Annotated in this window: 15 protein-coding genes; 5 read left to right on the forward strand and 10 right to left on the reverse strand. The window is 44.2% G+C overall.

The window, feature by feature from the left end:
- Positions 1-116: 116 nt before the first annotated feature.
- The 3 genes from arr to tnpA all read right to left on the reverse strand — a co-directional run bounded on the left by arr (position 117) and on the right by tnpA (position 2,723).
- A complete protein-coding gene (gene arr / locus Q1V85_RS25190) occupies positions 117-530 on the reverse strand; it encodes an NAD(+)--rifampin ADP-ribosyltransferase (protein WP_366914008.1) in 414 nt (137 codons plus the stop codon).
- 334 nt (positions 531-864) lie between these two features.
- Complete coding sequence (locus Q1V85_RS11015) at positions 865-1,317, reverse strand: MarR family transcriptional regulator (protein WP_300599840.1); 453 nt, start codon at positions 1,315-1,317, stop codon at positions 865-867.
- 941 nt (positions 1,318-2,258) lie between these two features.
- Positions 2,259-2,723, reverse strand: a complete 465-nt coding sequence (gene tnpA / locus Q1V85_RS11020; RefSeq protein WP_300599842.1) for an IS200/IS605 family transposase — start codon at positions 2,721-2,723, stop codon at positions 2,259-2,261.
- A 280-nt stretch (positions 2,724-3,003) separates the two neighbouring features.
- On the opposite strand from tnpA, the gene Q1V85_RS11025 reads away from it, so the two are divergent.
- Positions 3,004-3,459: a DoxX family membrane protein gene (locus Q1V85_RS11025; RefSeq protein WP_300599843.1), complete on the forward strand. Its 456-nt coding sequence runs from the start codon at positions 3,004-3,006 to the stop codon at positions 3,457-3,459.
- 185 nt (positions 3,460-3,644) lie between these two features.
- Here Q1V85_RS11025 and Q1V85_RS11030 read toward each other — a convergent pair whose 3' ends face one another.
- The 7 genes from Q1V85_RS11030 to Q1V85_RS11060 form a co-directional block, all read right to left on the reverse strand.
- On the reverse strand, positions 3,645-4,493 hold the full coding sequence (locus Q1V85_RS11030; protein WP_300599844.1) for a class I SAM-dependent methyltransferase: 849 nt from the start codon (positions 4,491-4,493) through the stop codon (positions 3,645-3,647).
- 219 nt (positions 4,494-4,712) lie between these two features.
- A complete protein-coding gene (locus tag Q1V85_RS11035) occupies positions 4,713-5,192 on the reverse strand; it encodes a DUF1772 domain-containing protein (protein WP_300599846.1) in 480 nt (159 codons plus the stop codon).
- Between the two features lie 299 nt (positions 5,193-5,491).
- Positions 5,492-5,851 (reverse strand): DUF2200 domain-containing protein, encoded by a 360-nt coding sequence (locus tag Q1V85_RS11040; RefSeq protein WP_300599848.1) that lies wholly within the window; start codon positions 5,849-5,851, stop codon positions 5,492-5,494.
- A 145-nt stretch (positions 5,852-5,996) separates the two neighbouring features.
- Positions 5,997-6,395, reverse strand: coding sequence for a VOC family protein (locus Q1V85_RS11045; protein WP_300599850.1), 399 nt, complete (start codon positions 6,393-6,395; stop codon positions 5,997-5,999).
- 161 nt (positions 6,396-6,556) lie between these two features.
- Entirely contained in the window at positions 6,557-6,928 is a 372-nt protein-coding gene (locus Q1V85_RS11050) for a YkvA family protein (RefSeq protein WP_300599852.1), read from the reverse strand.
- Between the two features lie 255 nt (positions 6,929-7,183).
- Positions 7,184-8,083: a serine hydrolase gene (locus tag Q1V85_RS11055; protein ID WP_300599854.1), complete on the reverse strand. Its 900-nt coding sequence runs from the start codon at positions 8,081-8,083 to the stop codon at positions 7,184-7,186.
- 84 nt (positions 8,084-8,167) lie between these two features.
- On the reverse strand, positions 8,168-8,884 hold the full coding sequence (locus Q1V85_RS11060) for an HAD family hydrolase (RefSeq protein WP_300599856.1): 717 nt from the start codon (positions 8,882-8,884) through the stop codon (positions 8,168-8,170).
- A gap of 77 nt (positions 8,885-8,961) precedes the next feature.
- Here Q1V85_RS11060 and Q1V85_RS11065 point away from each other — a divergent pair, with 77 nt between their 5' ends.
- From Q1V85_RS11065 to Q1V85_RS11080, 4 genes are all read left to right on the forward strand, one after another.
- Entirely contained in the window at positions 8,962-9,537 is a 576-nt protein-coding gene (locus Q1V85_RS11065; RefSeq protein ID WP_300599858.1) for a Crp/Fnr family transcriptional regulator, read from the forward strand.
- 209 nt (positions 9,538-9,746) lie between these two features.
- Entirely contained in the window at positions 9,747-10,778 is a 1,032-nt protein-coding gene (locus Q1V85_RS11070; protein WP_300599859.1) for a hypothetical protein, read from the forward strand.
- 186 nt (positions 10,779-10,964) lie between these two features.
- Positions 10,965-12,002, forward strand: coding sequence for a helix-turn-helix domain-containing protein (locus Q1V85_RS11075; protein ID WP_300599861.1), 1,038 nt, complete (start codon positions 10,965-10,967; stop codon positions 12,000-12,002).
- Between the two features lie 95 nt (positions 12,003-12,097).
- Positions 12,098-14,485 carry an outer membrane beta-barrel protein gene (locus Q1V85_RS11080; protein WP_300599863.1) on the forward strand — a complete coding sequence of 796 codons (2,388 nt, stop codon included), beginning with the start codon at positions 12,098-12,100 and terminating at the stop codon, positions 14,483-14,485.
- Positions 14,486-14,540: the final 55 nt, after the last annotated feature.

The raw sequence follows: 14,540 nt of genomic DNA on the forward strand, positions 1-14,540 counted from the left end.
ATTTTTGTTTCTTCTTTTAGCGAAATTGGTCGTCAACCCACGAATTTGCGGCAAATAAAAATCAGCTTTAAGTCGCAAAGCCGGTCGCTCCGGTGTTGGTGGGGCCCGGAGCGTCTTTAATTAATAATGGCGCCTTTATTATTCGTCAACTTTTCCTTCCATTGGCGTAGCTGCTCCGGTGTAAGCCGTTCCCAATCGGTTACCTCTCCAACAATCTTCAGTGGCGCCGTGCTGCGATATGAACGCGTAGGATTACCCGGAAATTTTTTGTCGGTTACATTGGGATCATTTTCGAAGTTGCCCGTAGGTTCCACGATATACACCCGCTCGCGTCCGTCGCCTTTAGCCAGCGCAGCGGCCAGTCCCGCGCCATTGACCAGGGCCGTAAAGTAAATATGATTCATGACCACATCGCTCTGGTAATTCGATAGGCCGCCCGCTATAAGCAAATCGCCCTGCTGCAGGCTGGCCCGGGTACCGTGATAAAAAGGTCCCTTGTCCGGCAGTTGTTCGTTGGCTGATACGGCCAGCTCGCTGTATTTCCTCTCGTTGTCCGCATCGCCCAGGACTGCATAGCATTGCGCCATATTGGTGTACAACGACGGCAGTGCGCTCCTGACGGCATCGCTGTTAACGCTTAGTCCGTGCTGCAAAGCGGTGCGCAGCCAGGTTAATTTGTCTCTGGCATCCTGTTGACGCCGGGCCACAAAGTGTGCGGCAATAAATTTTTCAAAATCATTGCCGGCTTCATTCCAGGCCTGCAGGAATACTGTTGACGCTGCTTCAGGCTGACCTTTTTCTACCAGCTCCATGCCCTGCATGCAGCGTTGTATAACGGGGTTGTTGGGGTTAAATTCCATTCGATTATTTTTGATTGAGTTGATCTATTTTATGCTGCATCATGTCTAGCGCCTTTGAAAAATAGGTTTCCAGGATCTTTAATCCGGAAGCGGAAAAGGAGGCAAAAAGCCGGTCGGTATCATCCTGGAAATCCTGGTACAGCGGCTGCAGCAAGGCCCGTATTTTATCGGCGTTGGGAACAATGATGATCTTGCGCCTGTCGGTCTTGTCGGGTTGCCGCTTTAGCAGCTTTTTCTTTTCAAACCGGTCTGCCAGGCCGGTTACTGCGCCGGTGGTGAGACCGGTAATATCGGCCAGCTCGCCAGCCGTCATAGAACCCTTCCGGAGCAGGAAGCCCAGGTATTTGTGGTCGGTGCCCGACAGGCCGGCCTTGCGTCCTACGGCTTCGTGCATCTGGATGGAAGTGTAGGCGTATTGCTGGCTGAGCTTTCTTAGCTGGAGAATCTTGTCCGTCATATTTATCTTCTTGACTAATTATCTTAGTTGTAAAGATAATTGTTTTTCCGGAAGATGTATCAAAAAGAAATAAAGGGAGTAGCGCTAAAAGGAAGATATGATTAACGAGCAGGGAATTGTGCTGTTGTACCTGGTATGGACACCGGCTGCCGTAGAGAAGCGATGCGTTTAGACCTGAACTGGATTATTTAGGCGGTCTGGGGCCCATATAATACCGGTTATCCGTTTGTAGTTCTTCGCCATTGGTCATACCCCCTTGCCAGCAAATGAATTATGTTGCTTATTCCGCGTATCCGCTGCTGCACATATATATAAATATGATGGTTGATGTAACAACCGGGGTGTACCTACGGCACACGGTTGAACGAAACGGAACCGTTTCTAAAAAGGTATGGCCCCTATGGGGCCGGTCGCTTGGCGGTTAGCTTATACATTAGATAGGGTTTGTGATGTAATAATCGAGGCTACCTATAGCACGCCGCTAAGCGAAGCGAAATTATTTCTAAGCGGTATGGCCTCTATGGGGCCGGTTGCCTGGCGGTTAGCTTATACATTCAATAGGGTTCGTGATGTAATAATCGGGGCTAGCTATAGCAGGTCGCTGAGCGAAACGAAATTATTTCTAAGGGGTATGGCCCCTATGGGGCCGGTTGCCTGGCGGTTAGCTTATACATTCAATAGGGTTCGTGATGTAATAATCGGGGCTAGCTATAGCAGGTCGCTGAGCGAAGCGAAATGATTTCTAAAAGGTATTCCTCTATGAAGTAAATGCCCTTATATGTCTTATCAAATATGCGTTACATATGTATCATAAAGATGTCTGTTTTTTGAGAAAAGCGAATCGTTCCGATTTTCATCAATATTATTACCAGTGCCGTAGGCACTATCCCTATTTAGAACCGTATGATATAACATTGAGCAGTGCCGCGTAGCGGCTACCCTCAATCCTCAGGATCGGCAAACAGATATTGGTCATTATAATTAATGCCATAATCGTCCAGCATCTTACGATATTCGTCCTTAAAGTTCTTTCGCGCATGATGTTCCTTTTGGTTGAAGATGTATTTGATCACCGTATCAATTTGAGAATGGCTATGGCTAAAAGCGCCATATCCCTCTTGCCAATAAAACTTCCGCTGCGTGAAGCGCTCCTTGTTTACAAATTCGCTGCTGTCTCCCTTAACCAACCGCATTAATTCTGAAATGGATTGTTTGGGGTTCAGTCCTACAAATAAATGTATATGATCGTACGCGGCATTAACCGCAAGCATTTTATGCCCGTTGTTCTGGACAATGCCGGTAATGTATTTATACAACCGTTCTTCCCATTCAGGGGTAATAAGCGCCTGCCGGTATTTGACAGCAAATACAAAATGAATGTGCAATTGTGTATAGGTGTTTGCCATAAGGTTATTTTTTATAAATATACGATTTTTAAATCATGTATTAAAATGCCAGCATATATTGAATGTTACCACGTAGAAGCATGTCGTGTAATGGCTTTGTACCGATTCAATACGGTTGAGATAAGATTATCAATAAAAATATCGTTATGTATTTTTACGAAATGCTGGTGAGATGAATCTTTTATGGGGGTCTTCCATCAGTCAGGATCCGTAATTTCTTAAACCAGTTTAATTTATCCGACCCGTTTACTGGTTAACTTTATTTAAAATTCCGCATCATATGAACTCCCGGTTAACCACGTTCTCTCAACTCTTTTTAAGACTTGCTATTTCGGGTTCTTTCCTGTCGGCTGTTGCAGACCGCTTTGGTATTTGGGGTAAACCCGGTAGCCCAAAAGTAGTGTGGGGCAACTGGGAAAATTTTCTCAGCTATAGCAATACTGTAAATTCGTATGCAGGACCACCACTGAACAGCCTGATGGCGATCCTTGCAACGGCGTTGGAAATACTGTTGCCTGTTTTATTGATAACCGGCTATAAGCTCAGATGGGCGTCCATTACTGCCGGCATTTTATTATTATGTTTCGGTGCCGCCATGACCTATAGTTTTGGTATGAAGCCAGGCCTTGATTTTTCGGTATGGACCGGCGCGGCATCCGCATTTTTACTCAGCTGTTTTGACCGGTACGGGTACAGTATCGATAACCTGGTCAACCAAAAGAAAAAGAACAGGTGAGCTGCGATACTTGTCTGGATGCAGTGGTGGCAGGAGCGAAACGCGTTGCTCATGCGCACCTTCTTCAAAGCGCGACGCATTCAGCCTTCTAACCATGATGTTTTTTCAACGTTCCTCAATATGCATCTGAGTTGAAACAGGAAACAATTTAAGATTGAGGCTGGCAAAACAATTGGCGTAATCATTTATATCGCCGCCAATAAAAACAATTCACCACTGGCAGGGAGCAGTCCATCTGCCCGGTTGTTAAAATACCGTTGCTCCAGTTCCTTTGCGGTAAAGATCCGGCAATTTTTTAGACCGGCTTCTTCGGCCAATTGCAGCACAGCGGAAGGTGCAAAAAAGCTAACAAATGGTGTTCCGGCTTCCCGGGCACCTTTGTCGGCTATTGCCTGTAGCGGCTGATCTTCCGGCTCCATCAGCTGAAGCGGTAAATAGAACGTGATCGCCAGCATGGAGCCCGGTGCCAATGTTGCCAGCTGGGTTAATGTGTCCCTAATCGCGCTTTCCGTGAGATATAGCGTTACGCCGGTGCAGGCCACGACGGCGGGTTTGCCCGGATCAAAGCCGGCTTCCAGGAGTTGCTGCCACCAGGAGATTTTTTCAAAATCCACGGAAACGAAATGCAATCCCTCCGGTATGTCAAAACCCAGCGCCTGCAGCCGTTGCTGTTTCCAGCGTTGGGTATCCGGCCGATCAATTTCATAAACCTGTAATTGGGTAGCAACCTCCGGCCGGCGTTGTACAAACGTATCCAATCCCGCACCCAGGATCACATACTGCCTGACACCTTTATCGCTTTGTTCCAGGATCAGGTCTTCAATAAAGCGTGCCCGGGCTACCATGGATGCCCGCAGGCGTTTGGTAAATGCCGCATCCATATCCGGACGCTGTTGCCAGCCCGCATCGGGGGCAATCAATCGCAATCCTATCGTATCCTCGATAATATGGGGCGGCGCATCTATCTGCACATGGAGGGCCCGCCATAAAGCGGTTCGTACGGCCGTATTATCGGGCTTGGAATCTGTGTTCATGGTTCAAAATTAAAATGTTTTAGGAGTTTCAGGAAGTCATATTTTAACGCAGGAGGCTAAGGTTTCGCAAAAAAAACAAAGGTATTCAATAGATGCGTTCGATTGCAATACCTGCGTTTCCATTCAGGCAGATGGGCTGCAGGCTCCGTTTCCCGCAAATGAGCACTGATTTATTTAGCTGATATACACCGATTATTGGCCGTGCATATCCAGTGCATGTTACCGGTATGAAGACCTGCTTCTATGCCAGAACAAAACCGGTATGGCGAGCAATAAAAAACCAAGAATGCTGCTCAGGGTCCTGAAAAAGTGAAATTCCTTCCAGGTGGCCCGCAGCGTTGTCCAGTTACCGGGCATTGAGGCTACAGTCCAGGTTTTAACCTGGTTATCGATGGGCACTTCTACAAGTAATGTAATCAGCAGGGAAATAACCATAAAAATAAAAGCCGCTGCAAAAAAATAGATAGCCGGCTTCTGTTTCCAAAAACTAATACAAAGCAGTAACTGAACCAGCAGGGTTACGGGCATCAGGATCCGCATCGGTACGGCTACATTGTCAATAATGGTTTGACCGATCCGGATAAAATGATCCGGGGGAAATGTTTCCAAACTGCGCGTAAGGGTGAACCATGTACCCCAAAATACGCCGGTAACGAGCATGACGCCTATCAGGCTGCAGAACCACCAGAATTTTTTCATGGCTTTATTTTTTGAATGCTTTTGGCAAGACGTTGTTTCAAACAATAAAGTTATTGTATTTTGTCAGGAAATCCTATAGCAGTGTTTCACAAAGGGAGATTTCCTTTTTAAAAGCACATGTCCTGGAAGTGACTTAATTGGTATGTTGTAAGGGGGCAATGACAGGTTTAGTGAATCATGCAGCATAGTTATGCTTTCGTTATGCAGAACTTGTTTCGGCATCTATGCCTGATTGACGCGGATTATGAAACAGGAATCGACCCAGGAAACCAGCTCAGGGAGATGTGGAGTAGCGGCTTTTATTTTCTTAAGATCTTGTCCATAGCCTTGCCTTTGGCCAGCTCATCAATCAGCTTATCGAGGTAGCGTACTTTTTGTATAAGCGGATCCTCAATTTCTTCCACACGGTAGCCGCAGATCACCCCGGTGATCTTTGAAACATTGGGATTCAGTTGTGGTGCCTGCGCAAAAAAGGTTTCAAAATCGATCTTGTGGTCGATCTGGTGCTGCAAATTTTTGGAATCATATCCTGTTAACCAGCAAATAATGGTATCTACTTCTTCTTTTGTACGACCCTTTCTTTCTGCTTTTTGAATATAATGTGGGTAAACACCAGCGAAAGACATTTTATAAACCCGGGCATTATTTGCATTATTCATTTTTATAGGAGTATTGAAGGTTAAGATACATTGATACCGCCGGATGCGGCAACCTGCTCATTATTTGCCGGTCAAACAAAATTACACAAAAAGGAGCTTGCGCTCATTTCAGCTTGATACTTGCGCAGGTTGCGGCAAAAAGCGATCATAATCCCTCCATATAAAATACATTAAATTTATGTCCGTCCGGATCCGCAAAAACAAAACCATAATAGTCGTTGCCAAATATTTCCGGGGGAGAAACTATTTTTCCTCCTGCCGTTTCGACTTCTTTTGCCCAGTTGTCCACCTGGTCCCGGCTCTTTGCTGAAAGGGTAAATATAATTTCATTGGCGGTTTGGGCATCCGCTATTTCGCCCTTTATAGCAGGTCTGAGCACCTCCTTTAAGAAAAAGTGAATTACAAAGCTATGCGCACCTACCAGGAAACTGGTTAACTCATTATTGGGTGCCCCATTGGGTTTAAATCCTAACTGGGTATAAAATTTTGTAGTCCGGTCGAGGTCGTTTACGGCCAGGTTGGCCCATATCATTTCAGGGTTCATATGTTTTAATTTTTATAGGTTTTCTAATGAGCAAAGTGCCGGCAATTCATGGTGCTGCGTGCAACTTGCGTTAACAAAGCTAATCAATAGCCGGGAAGGTTGTGCAGTGCAAAAGCGGCATTTGAGCGGGGTGTTTAAGACAGCAGCAGACCGTTTTCCAACTAATGATGAAAGATGTAGCGCAGGATCCTGAACAGGAGGTAGGTATATATGGCAACAATGGGCAATGCATAATACCATTTTCCCGGCAATTGCTGTTTGGCATCGATCTTCGACCGGATTTCATTGATCAGATCCGGTGGAATCAGCTTAAGGGTTGCCCGGATGAGGAGCGGCACCAGTATCAGGTCATCCAGCAGACCCAGTACCGGGATAAAATCAGGGATCAGATCCACCGGGCTTAGAACATACATAACGGAGAGTGCGGCTAACAGTTTCGCCAGGATAGGCGTGCGCCTGTCGTGCAAGGCATAGTAAACCGGAACAATTTCCCGCTTTAACCTTTTTACGCTTTCTTTCAGCCTGTTGAACATGCTCTTTTGTTTTGCCACCGAGGCGCAGAAACGGCGAAATCTTTATTGTTTTTATGGGTTGTGGCAGTGCAAAAATATCGCAAATTTTTACGCAATGTTCAATCCCATGTAGAAAATCTATTTCGAAGGTGCTGAAGATCTTTTAGTGAAGAGAGCGGCCGTATTCCTGATTTCTAACGTCGTGCAGATCTCAAAGTGCAGTTTCAAACATTATGGCTGCAATAAAAAAACAGCTTCTTTGACAACCGGTTACTTTTAATCGATCTTCTCAAAAGGTGTAAACGGATGTTTGGGCTCATAGTAATTCCAGATAATACTGGCCAGTTTCCGAGTTAATACTTCTGCTTCATTATTATCGGTCCAGCGTTGATCTTTATTATTCTTGGTCAGGATACAAAAAACGAAATCGCCACCGGGGGCATTTACCAGTACTACTTCCCCGCGCGCATCGTCTACCGAGCCTGTTTTACAAATGGTATTAACCGTTGCCGGGATCTGTGATAAAGAGCGGCCATTATAGAATTGGTTTTTTAAATAGCGGTACATTTTATCAGAATACCGGGCGTTCACTACCTTTCCCTGCCGGATCAATGTAAAAAGCCCGGCCATCTCTTTGGGAGTGGTTTGTCCCCAGCCATATTTCTTCCATATATCCTGGCGACCAGCGGTGCGTGAATTTACTTTTGTGTTCCGCAATCCCAGCTGGTCCATGATTGTATTGATGGCAGCACCGCCCCCCGCCAATTCCTGTAGCCAGATGGATGCCACGTTGTCACTGTATGTCAGCATCAAAGAGATCATCGTAGAAAGATCGGTGCGGGCGCTGTCTTTGTAAAACTGCATTAGCCCGGAACCGCCATATACCCGTTTGGCATCATATACAAATTCCTGCGACAACTTTAATTCATTTTGCGCAATCTTATTAAAAATACCCGCCAGGATGGGCACTTTTACAATACTGGCCGTAGGGAATACGGTATCAGCATTTATCGCTACCGCCTTGTTTTTTTTCAAATGGTGCACGTACACGCCAATATCTCCCTTAAAGTTGCTGACCGCCTTTTCAATTAATACTTTTAATTTTTTATCTTCTTTTTGGGCATAGGTTGATGCATGGATAAGGAGCAAACTTGCAAGCAGGATATATTTTGACATGGTAAACCGGTTTTGACAAATATAAGAAAAGACCGGCTGGCAAAATTTGTAAATATGCTGCGCTTCCTAATCCATGAAGCTTTTTTATATCCTTACTTCTCTTTCCTGCCAATTTAATAAATTCAGTACCTGGTCAATGGTTTGCAATTCCATAAAATGTGGGTGCTTCATGGCGTGCTGGTGCCGCTCATGCGCCCATGTAATATGATAGGGGATATGTGCTGCAAAACCGCCCAGTTCCAAAACCGGCAATACATCCGACTTTATGGAATTGCCCAGCATCAGGAAGTTGCCGGGCCTGCAATCCAGGTGCTTCAGCAGCTTTTTATAGTCGGCTGGTTTTTTATCGCTCATGATCTCTATATGATGAAAAAAATGCTCCAATCCCGATTTTCTGAGCTTCTGTTCCTGGTCAAGAAGGTCTCCCTTGGTTGCCACTACCAGCCGGTAGTTATCACCCAGGCTTCTCAGCGTTTCCATAACACCGGGCAATAATACAATGGGTTTTTGCAATAGTTCCCAGCCAATTGCGATAGCTTTGTCAACTACCTGCAGCGGGGCCCGGCCTTCGGACACCCGGCTGATCGTTTCGATCATACAAAGCATAAATCCCTTGATACCGTAACCATAATGATGCAGGTTTTGCATTTCTGTTTTAAACAGTTCCTGAGATACCGTATGCTGTGGCAAATAATCCTCCAGTAACCCACAAAATTGATGCTCCGCTTCCTGGAAATAGGGCTCATTTACCCATAATGTGTCGTCTGCGTCAAACGCAATAGTGGTAATTTTATGATTCATTTTATTTTTGTATTATTTTTAAAATACAAATTTCATTGCCGGAGATGCGTCTGGCAAGGACATTTGTCCTCAAGCATATGTTACGTACAAACCAGTCCTTTTTGGCCTATCTGCAACAATTGTATGATCGGCAGCAACGCAAAGAGCACATCATTCAAAAAACATTTGCCAAAGGCAAAAAGCTAATGGTACAACACGGGCAGGCATCTAAAGTAATGCTTATAAAAGAAGGGATTGTCAAATGCTTTTTTACTGAAGAGAACGACAAGGATTATATTGTTGAGTTTTTGGGAAAAGGCGAAATCATCGGGGAGATAGAGTTTTTCCGAAATATTCCTTGTCTATGCACTATTGAAGCCATCACCGAAGTGGAGGTGTATGCGCTTTCCATCCCTTATTTTTCCAGCCTTGTCAAGAATGATCTTATGCTCAATAACCTGCTGCTAAACGTTTTTGCGCAGCGTATTGTACATACTTCCAGCCGGGCATCTTACCAGCAACTATATACGATAGCGCATTCGCTTTCCCGGCTGCTGAACCTTCAATCGGAACAGGCCATTGACATTTCAAAAGAAGATATGGCGGCTTACCTGGGTGTTACGATCCGGAGCTTAAACAGGGCCTTAAAAGAAGTACAGGGAAAATCATTGTAAAAGAAGGAAATCATTATTTGTAGCATAGCGTACGAAGCGAATAGTTCCTTAGGCTTATTCCGGAGTATCGCCATACGGGGGAAGCGTGCTGTGATAAAATGAAGTAGGGCTTAATTTTTTGTTCTATATTCGCAAGCAATAGCTTATGAGGCCGATCTCTGAAACACAGCAATCTACTCATACAGCCCTCTTAATTTAAAACTAAAAAAATGAAACGGACAGCCCTCCTGGCCCTTTGTGCCTTTTGCATTTCTGCTTTTTCTTCTGCTCAAACCAGTACTGAAACCTTTGAAACCGAAAGCCATGGAAGTACAAGTTTTACAGATAACGGAGTTACCTTCAAAATCATTTCGCATATTAGAACATTTAAGATCCAGGGAAACCAGCCGAATACCGGGTGGAACGGTACGGCCGTTGATAACAGGTATATTGACAATACACAAGATGCTCTAAGCACAGGTGGTTCATTTAGCATAAAAACGACCTCTAATCTATTTAAAGTAACCCGGTTTTGGGTATATGTAGCTAATAGTTTGTTTAATCAGCAAACAACCGGTACGCTGACGATAACCGGTAAATTAAGCGGGGTTACCAGGTTCACTCGAACCAAAGTCACCGGGTTTGTCACGTCAGTAGCGACCAATAATGGATATACACCCATTGACATGGCTAATCTTGACGGGCAGGACTACACTAATATTGTGATTGACGAGTTGCAGCTTACACTCGGTGGCAATTATGCCTATTTAGGGCTTGATGCTTTTACCTGGGTAAAAGATGCAAATATCGTATTGCCGGTAAATTTTGGAACGGTGGGGGCCATTGTAAAGAATAATAACCTGAATGTGCATTGGGAAACACAGACAGAAACCAACAATGATCATTTTAATATAGAAGCATCAAAAGACGGGAATACATTTACTTCCATAGCTACTGTAGCATCAAAAGCAATCGGGGGAAACAGTAATACAGTGGTCAGTTATGAATGGGCCTCCAATAGTAGTGTTACATTGACTGCATCACTAATGGCGTTTGCGCTGGTATTCCTGACCTCTTTCCGCCGCAAAAAAATACTGCTGCCGTCATTGGCTGCTGTCATTGCCGTTTCTGTTACTGTTATCGGCTGCTCGAAAGGCACGGACGAAATTGCCACCAGCGGGCATTATTATATAAGAATTGCCCAGGTAGATAAAGATGGTACAACAACCTATTCAAAAGTAGTGAAGGTTGTAAAAGATTAAGCGATGTTTAAACAAGTCAATAAAGGCGGCCTGCGGGGCGCCTTTATTATTCATATCCGTTAAGGAAAATAGTCCGTTGTACCTGCTAAGAGGGGAGCGGTGCAAATCATACGTTCTTGCCGGCATCATAATTAACGAATATTGGATATCTTTAATCCTGTTTCCAATTTTAATGAGAACCATGCTATGAATGCGTCACAAGGGTTGTTTTATTTTATAAGTGGATTAAGTACCTTAAACGGGTTTTTATTCGGTAGTTATTTGCTGTTCCTGAATAAATCCAGGGTAACCCATCACTTACTGCTGGGAATCCTGTTGGTATTGTTATCCATAAAACTGGGGGACGCGGTCTTCAGCTATTTTCATCCGGAGCTGGCCCTCATTTATATACAGCTGGGGCTGAGTGCCTGTTTGCTTATTGGTCCTACATTGTACTTTTACACACGCTCCTGTATTACCGAACATCCGGTCTTTTTCAAAAACTGGAAAGTCTCCTATCTGCCATTTATCTTACTGATTGCCGCGGGACTTATATTCCCGATGCAACAGCATGTTGAAATATGGAGGAGGTATATTGTAAAATTTGTATATGTAGTTTGGTTCTCCGGTCTGGCCGTTACCTGTATTTTTTACTGGACGCATAGAAAACAGTTCAGAAAGGGATCCTATTTCCACTATTTACTCCCTGGCAATATTATTTATTATATCGGGTTTTCCGGGATGATGAAAGGGTCTGTTTGTATTATAGGAGCGGTAGCCTTTACGGTATTAACCTATTTAAAAATTTATGAGGTTTTTCGAAACAACCAAACGGGACGGTTTGCTTTAAAAAAGCCGGAAAAGTATCGGCATAAAAAAATCCCCGAAAAACAGGCCGACCCGCTGATCCAAAAACTGGAGAAGGTGGTGCTGGATGAAAAACTGTATATGATGTCTGATATAAAGTTGGGCGATGTGGCTTCCCGTTGCAACATGACAAATCATCAGCTTTCTCAATTATTGAATGATAATCTGAAACAAAGCTTTTCTTCATTTATGAATGGATACCGTATAAAAGAGGCCTGTTCTATGATCATTGAAAAGCCACATATACGGATAGAGGAAATCGGCTACGATGTTGGATTCAATTCCAAGTCTACCTTTTTTACCGTGTTTAAAAAACTAACCGGTGTTACACCCACGCAATACAGGGAGGCGGCTATGCAGGCCGAACAGCCCGGTTGAGGTTTTATTTTATAAAACCGTACTTCTGAATTTCAATTTCAAAACCCGTTTCAACAACTCCGGAAATACATTTGGGTAATTAAAATTTTACCCGGATGCGCTATTGGTTTCGATTTTGTAAAATATTGATTTTTATTTCGTGTGTGCCGTCCTGCCATGGTCAGGTTAAGGGACGGGTGATGGACAGTCTATCTGCCTTACCGGTAACAAATGCTTCTGTTATACTGCTGTTACCGGGTGATAGCAGTAAATCTGAAACAAGTACATCCGATAGCCTTGGTTATTTCGAATTTGCTATTATCCCCGCGGCACCATATATAATCCGGATCAGTTCTGTTGGGTACAACACCCGGCAATTACCTGTTGATGGTACAACGGATAATGGATCTGTTGGCACAATAAGGCTACAGCCCGGGAACGGTCTTTTAGAAAATGTTACGGTAGCTGCGGGTACACGATCTGTCAGTTTGTCGCAGGGAAATGTAGTTATGCGGGTGGACGGGAACACACAATTAAAAACTGCAATGAATCTTTTGGATGTGTTAAAAAACACACCGGGTGTTCTGGTGGGTGCGGATGGCATCATACAGGTGGGCAACCGGGTAAGTCCGGTGTTCTTTATAAACGGGAAACCAACGCTATTGAACAATGAAGCGCTCAGCAATTACTTAAAAACATTAACACCCGATAGAGTGGCGTCCATCGAAGTGATCGCCAATCCCGGCGCTCAATACGATGCGGAGTACAAAGGAATTATTGATATCCGGCTGAAAAAGAATAGGGATGCCGGCTGGGGGGGCAGTTATAACGGGTTGCTGGAACAAAACAGGTATACGAATAGCAATCAGACGCTTCATCTTTTTTATACCCGGGATCATTTTTCATTTACTGCGGCCACCACCTATAGATCGGGTGGCGATATTTACCGGTACCGGACTTATCAGCGTTTGGCCAGTACCGACCTGTTGCAAACGAAGCTGGATCAGAAAAATGTTCAAAGAAATCCAGGTATTCAACTGGGTATGAATTATCAGCCCAATGCCACACATCTTTTGGGTTTACAGCTGCGGCTATACGCGGTAAACAATGACCGGGAAAGAACCGGTTCCTTATATGCTGTAAAAAACACAGGAAATGCGATATCGTTTTTTACGCAAAGCGATAATCCCACGCATTACACACAAAAAAACAACAGCGCCAGCCTGGATTATACATTTGGTAACGAAAAGATCAATCTCCGTTTTTTGGGAACAGTGCTGGGAGTGAAGAATATGCAGCAGGATGTATTTATTAACACAGACCAGCTTACACAAAAAAAAGTGGCACATTGGAAAACCGATCTGCTGAACAATATAGATATGTATACGGGGCAGGCAGATTTTGGCCGGAAATTAAAAAACTGGAGCCTGAATGGAGGAATAAAATTCAGCCGTTCAGTAACGAATAATGATATCCGGTACGATACGCTTCAGACCGCTTCACCGGTTTTTGTTCCGGATACTTCGAGAAGTAATCGTTTTATATATCACGAGGATATACGCGCTGCGTATGTATCCGGATCCGGAAAAATTGGTAAGATCCAGGTAAATGCCGGTTTGAGGGCAGAACAAACCGGATCACTGGCCAACTCTGTTACTACTGCTTTCCTGGTACAAAAGTCTTACATAAAATGGCTGCCATCTGCCACAGTCAGTTATCCCGTCGATAAACGACAGGATTTTTCTTTTTCTTATGCCCGGCGCATTACCCGGCCTCCGTTCAGCCAGTTAAATCCCTTCCGCTTTTACTTAAGTGCCCTGAACTACTGGATTGGTAATCCCTATCTTCGTCCTTCCGTTACCAATCAGTTTAAAATAAGTTACCGGTTCAGCGCTTACCTGTTTGAACTCAACGCAGGTAAGGAATCGGATGTCATTACAAGATATCCTGTATACGATACCCTTACCAACGAGATGGCCTTTTTGGGTACGAACCTGCCTTATCGCAAATTTGCTAATGTATCGGTAGTATTGCCATTTACCATCAGCAAATTGTGGCAGGTAAACCTGCAGGCTATGGGATATTATAATAAAGAGCAGCAGCCTTACCTGGATAAAGTATACAACCCCGATATTTATAATTATGTTTTAAAGCTGAACCAGACATTTACATTTAAAAATAATTTTTCGGCAACCGTTTTTGCCAGTTACGAGTCCCGTTCCGGTAATAGTCTGTATATTTTTAAACCAATGGGCAATGTTGATATTGCCCTGCAAAAAGGATGGTTTTCCAATAAGCTCAACACCAGGCTTGCATTTATTGATATTTTTAATACCTACTATCAACAGCTTGTGTTCAGGTATAAGGAGATCATCAACAACCAATTTTCACATTGGTGGGGTGCACAAAAGTTGCAGGCAACCATCAGCTACTCCTTTGGTAAAATCAATCAGAACAATAAAAAGACGGTGGTCTCTGAAGAGGAAAGCAGGGCTACGCGATAAAAACAGGATCTAAATAAAAGACCAGCGCGCATATCCTGCAAGGAAGCGGCATTGC

Source organism: Niabella sp. (assembly GCF_030150205.1).
In the GTDB taxonomy this organism is placed as follows: domain Bacteria; phylum Bacteroidota; class Bacteroidia; order Chitinophagales; family Chitinophagaceae; genus Niabella.

Coding starts and splice junctions, on each gene's coding strand:
- Q1V85_RS11015 (WP_300599840.1), bottom strand. CDS start 1,317: ATGACGGACAAGATTCTCCAGCTAAGAAAGCTCAGCCAGCAATACGCC.
- tnpA (WP_300599842.1), bottom strand. CDS start 2,723: ATGGCAAACACCTATACACAATTGCACATTCATTTTGTATTTGCTGTC.
- Q1V85_RS11025 (WP_300599843.1), top strand. CDS start 3,004: ATGAACTCCCGGTTAACCACGTTCTCTCAACTCTTTTTAAGACTTGCT.
- Q1V85_RS11030 (WP_300599844.1), bottom strand. CDS start 4,493: ATGAACACAGATTCCAAGCCCGATAATACGGCCGTACGAACCGCTTTA.
- Q1V85_RS11035 (WP_300599846.1), bottom strand. CDS start 5,192: ATGAAAAAATTCTGGTGGTTCTGCAGCCTGATAGGCGTCATGCTCGTT.
- Q1V85_RS11040 (WP_300599848.1), bottom strand. CDS start 5,851: ATGAATAATGCAAATAATGCCCGGGTTTATAAAATGTCTTTCGCTGGT.
- Q1V85_RS11045 (WP_300599850.1), bottom strand. CDS start 6,395: ATGAACCCTGAAATGATATGGGCCAACCTGGCCGTAAACGACCTCGAC.
- Q1V85_RS11050 (WP_300599852.1), bottom strand. CDS start 6,928: ATGTTCAACAGGCTGAAAGAAAGCGTAAAAAGGTTAAAGCGGGAAATT.
- Q1V85_RS11055 (WP_300599854.1), bottom strand. CDS start 8,083: ATGTCAAAATATATCCTGCTTGCAAGTTTGCTCCTTATCCATGCATCA.
- Q1V85_RS11060 (WP_300599856.1), bottom strand. CDS start 8,884: ATGAATCATAAAATTACCACTATTGCGTTTGACGCAGACGACACATTA.
- Q1V85_RS11065 (WP_300599858.1), top strand. CDS start 8,962: ATGTTACGTACAAACCAGTCCTTTTTGGCCTATCTGCAACAATTGTAT.
- Q1V85_RS11070 (WP_300599859.1), top strand. CDS start 9,747: ATGAAACGGACAGCCCTCCTGGCCCTTTGTGCCTTTTGCATTTCTGCT.
- Q1V85_RS11075 (WP_300599861.1), top strand. CDS start 10,965: ATGAATGCGTCACAAGGGTTGTTTTATTTTATAAGTGGATTAAGTACC.
- Q1V85_RS11080 (WP_300599863.1), top strand. CDS start 12,098: ATGCGCTATTGGTTTCGATTTTGTAAAATATTGATTTTTATTTCGTGT.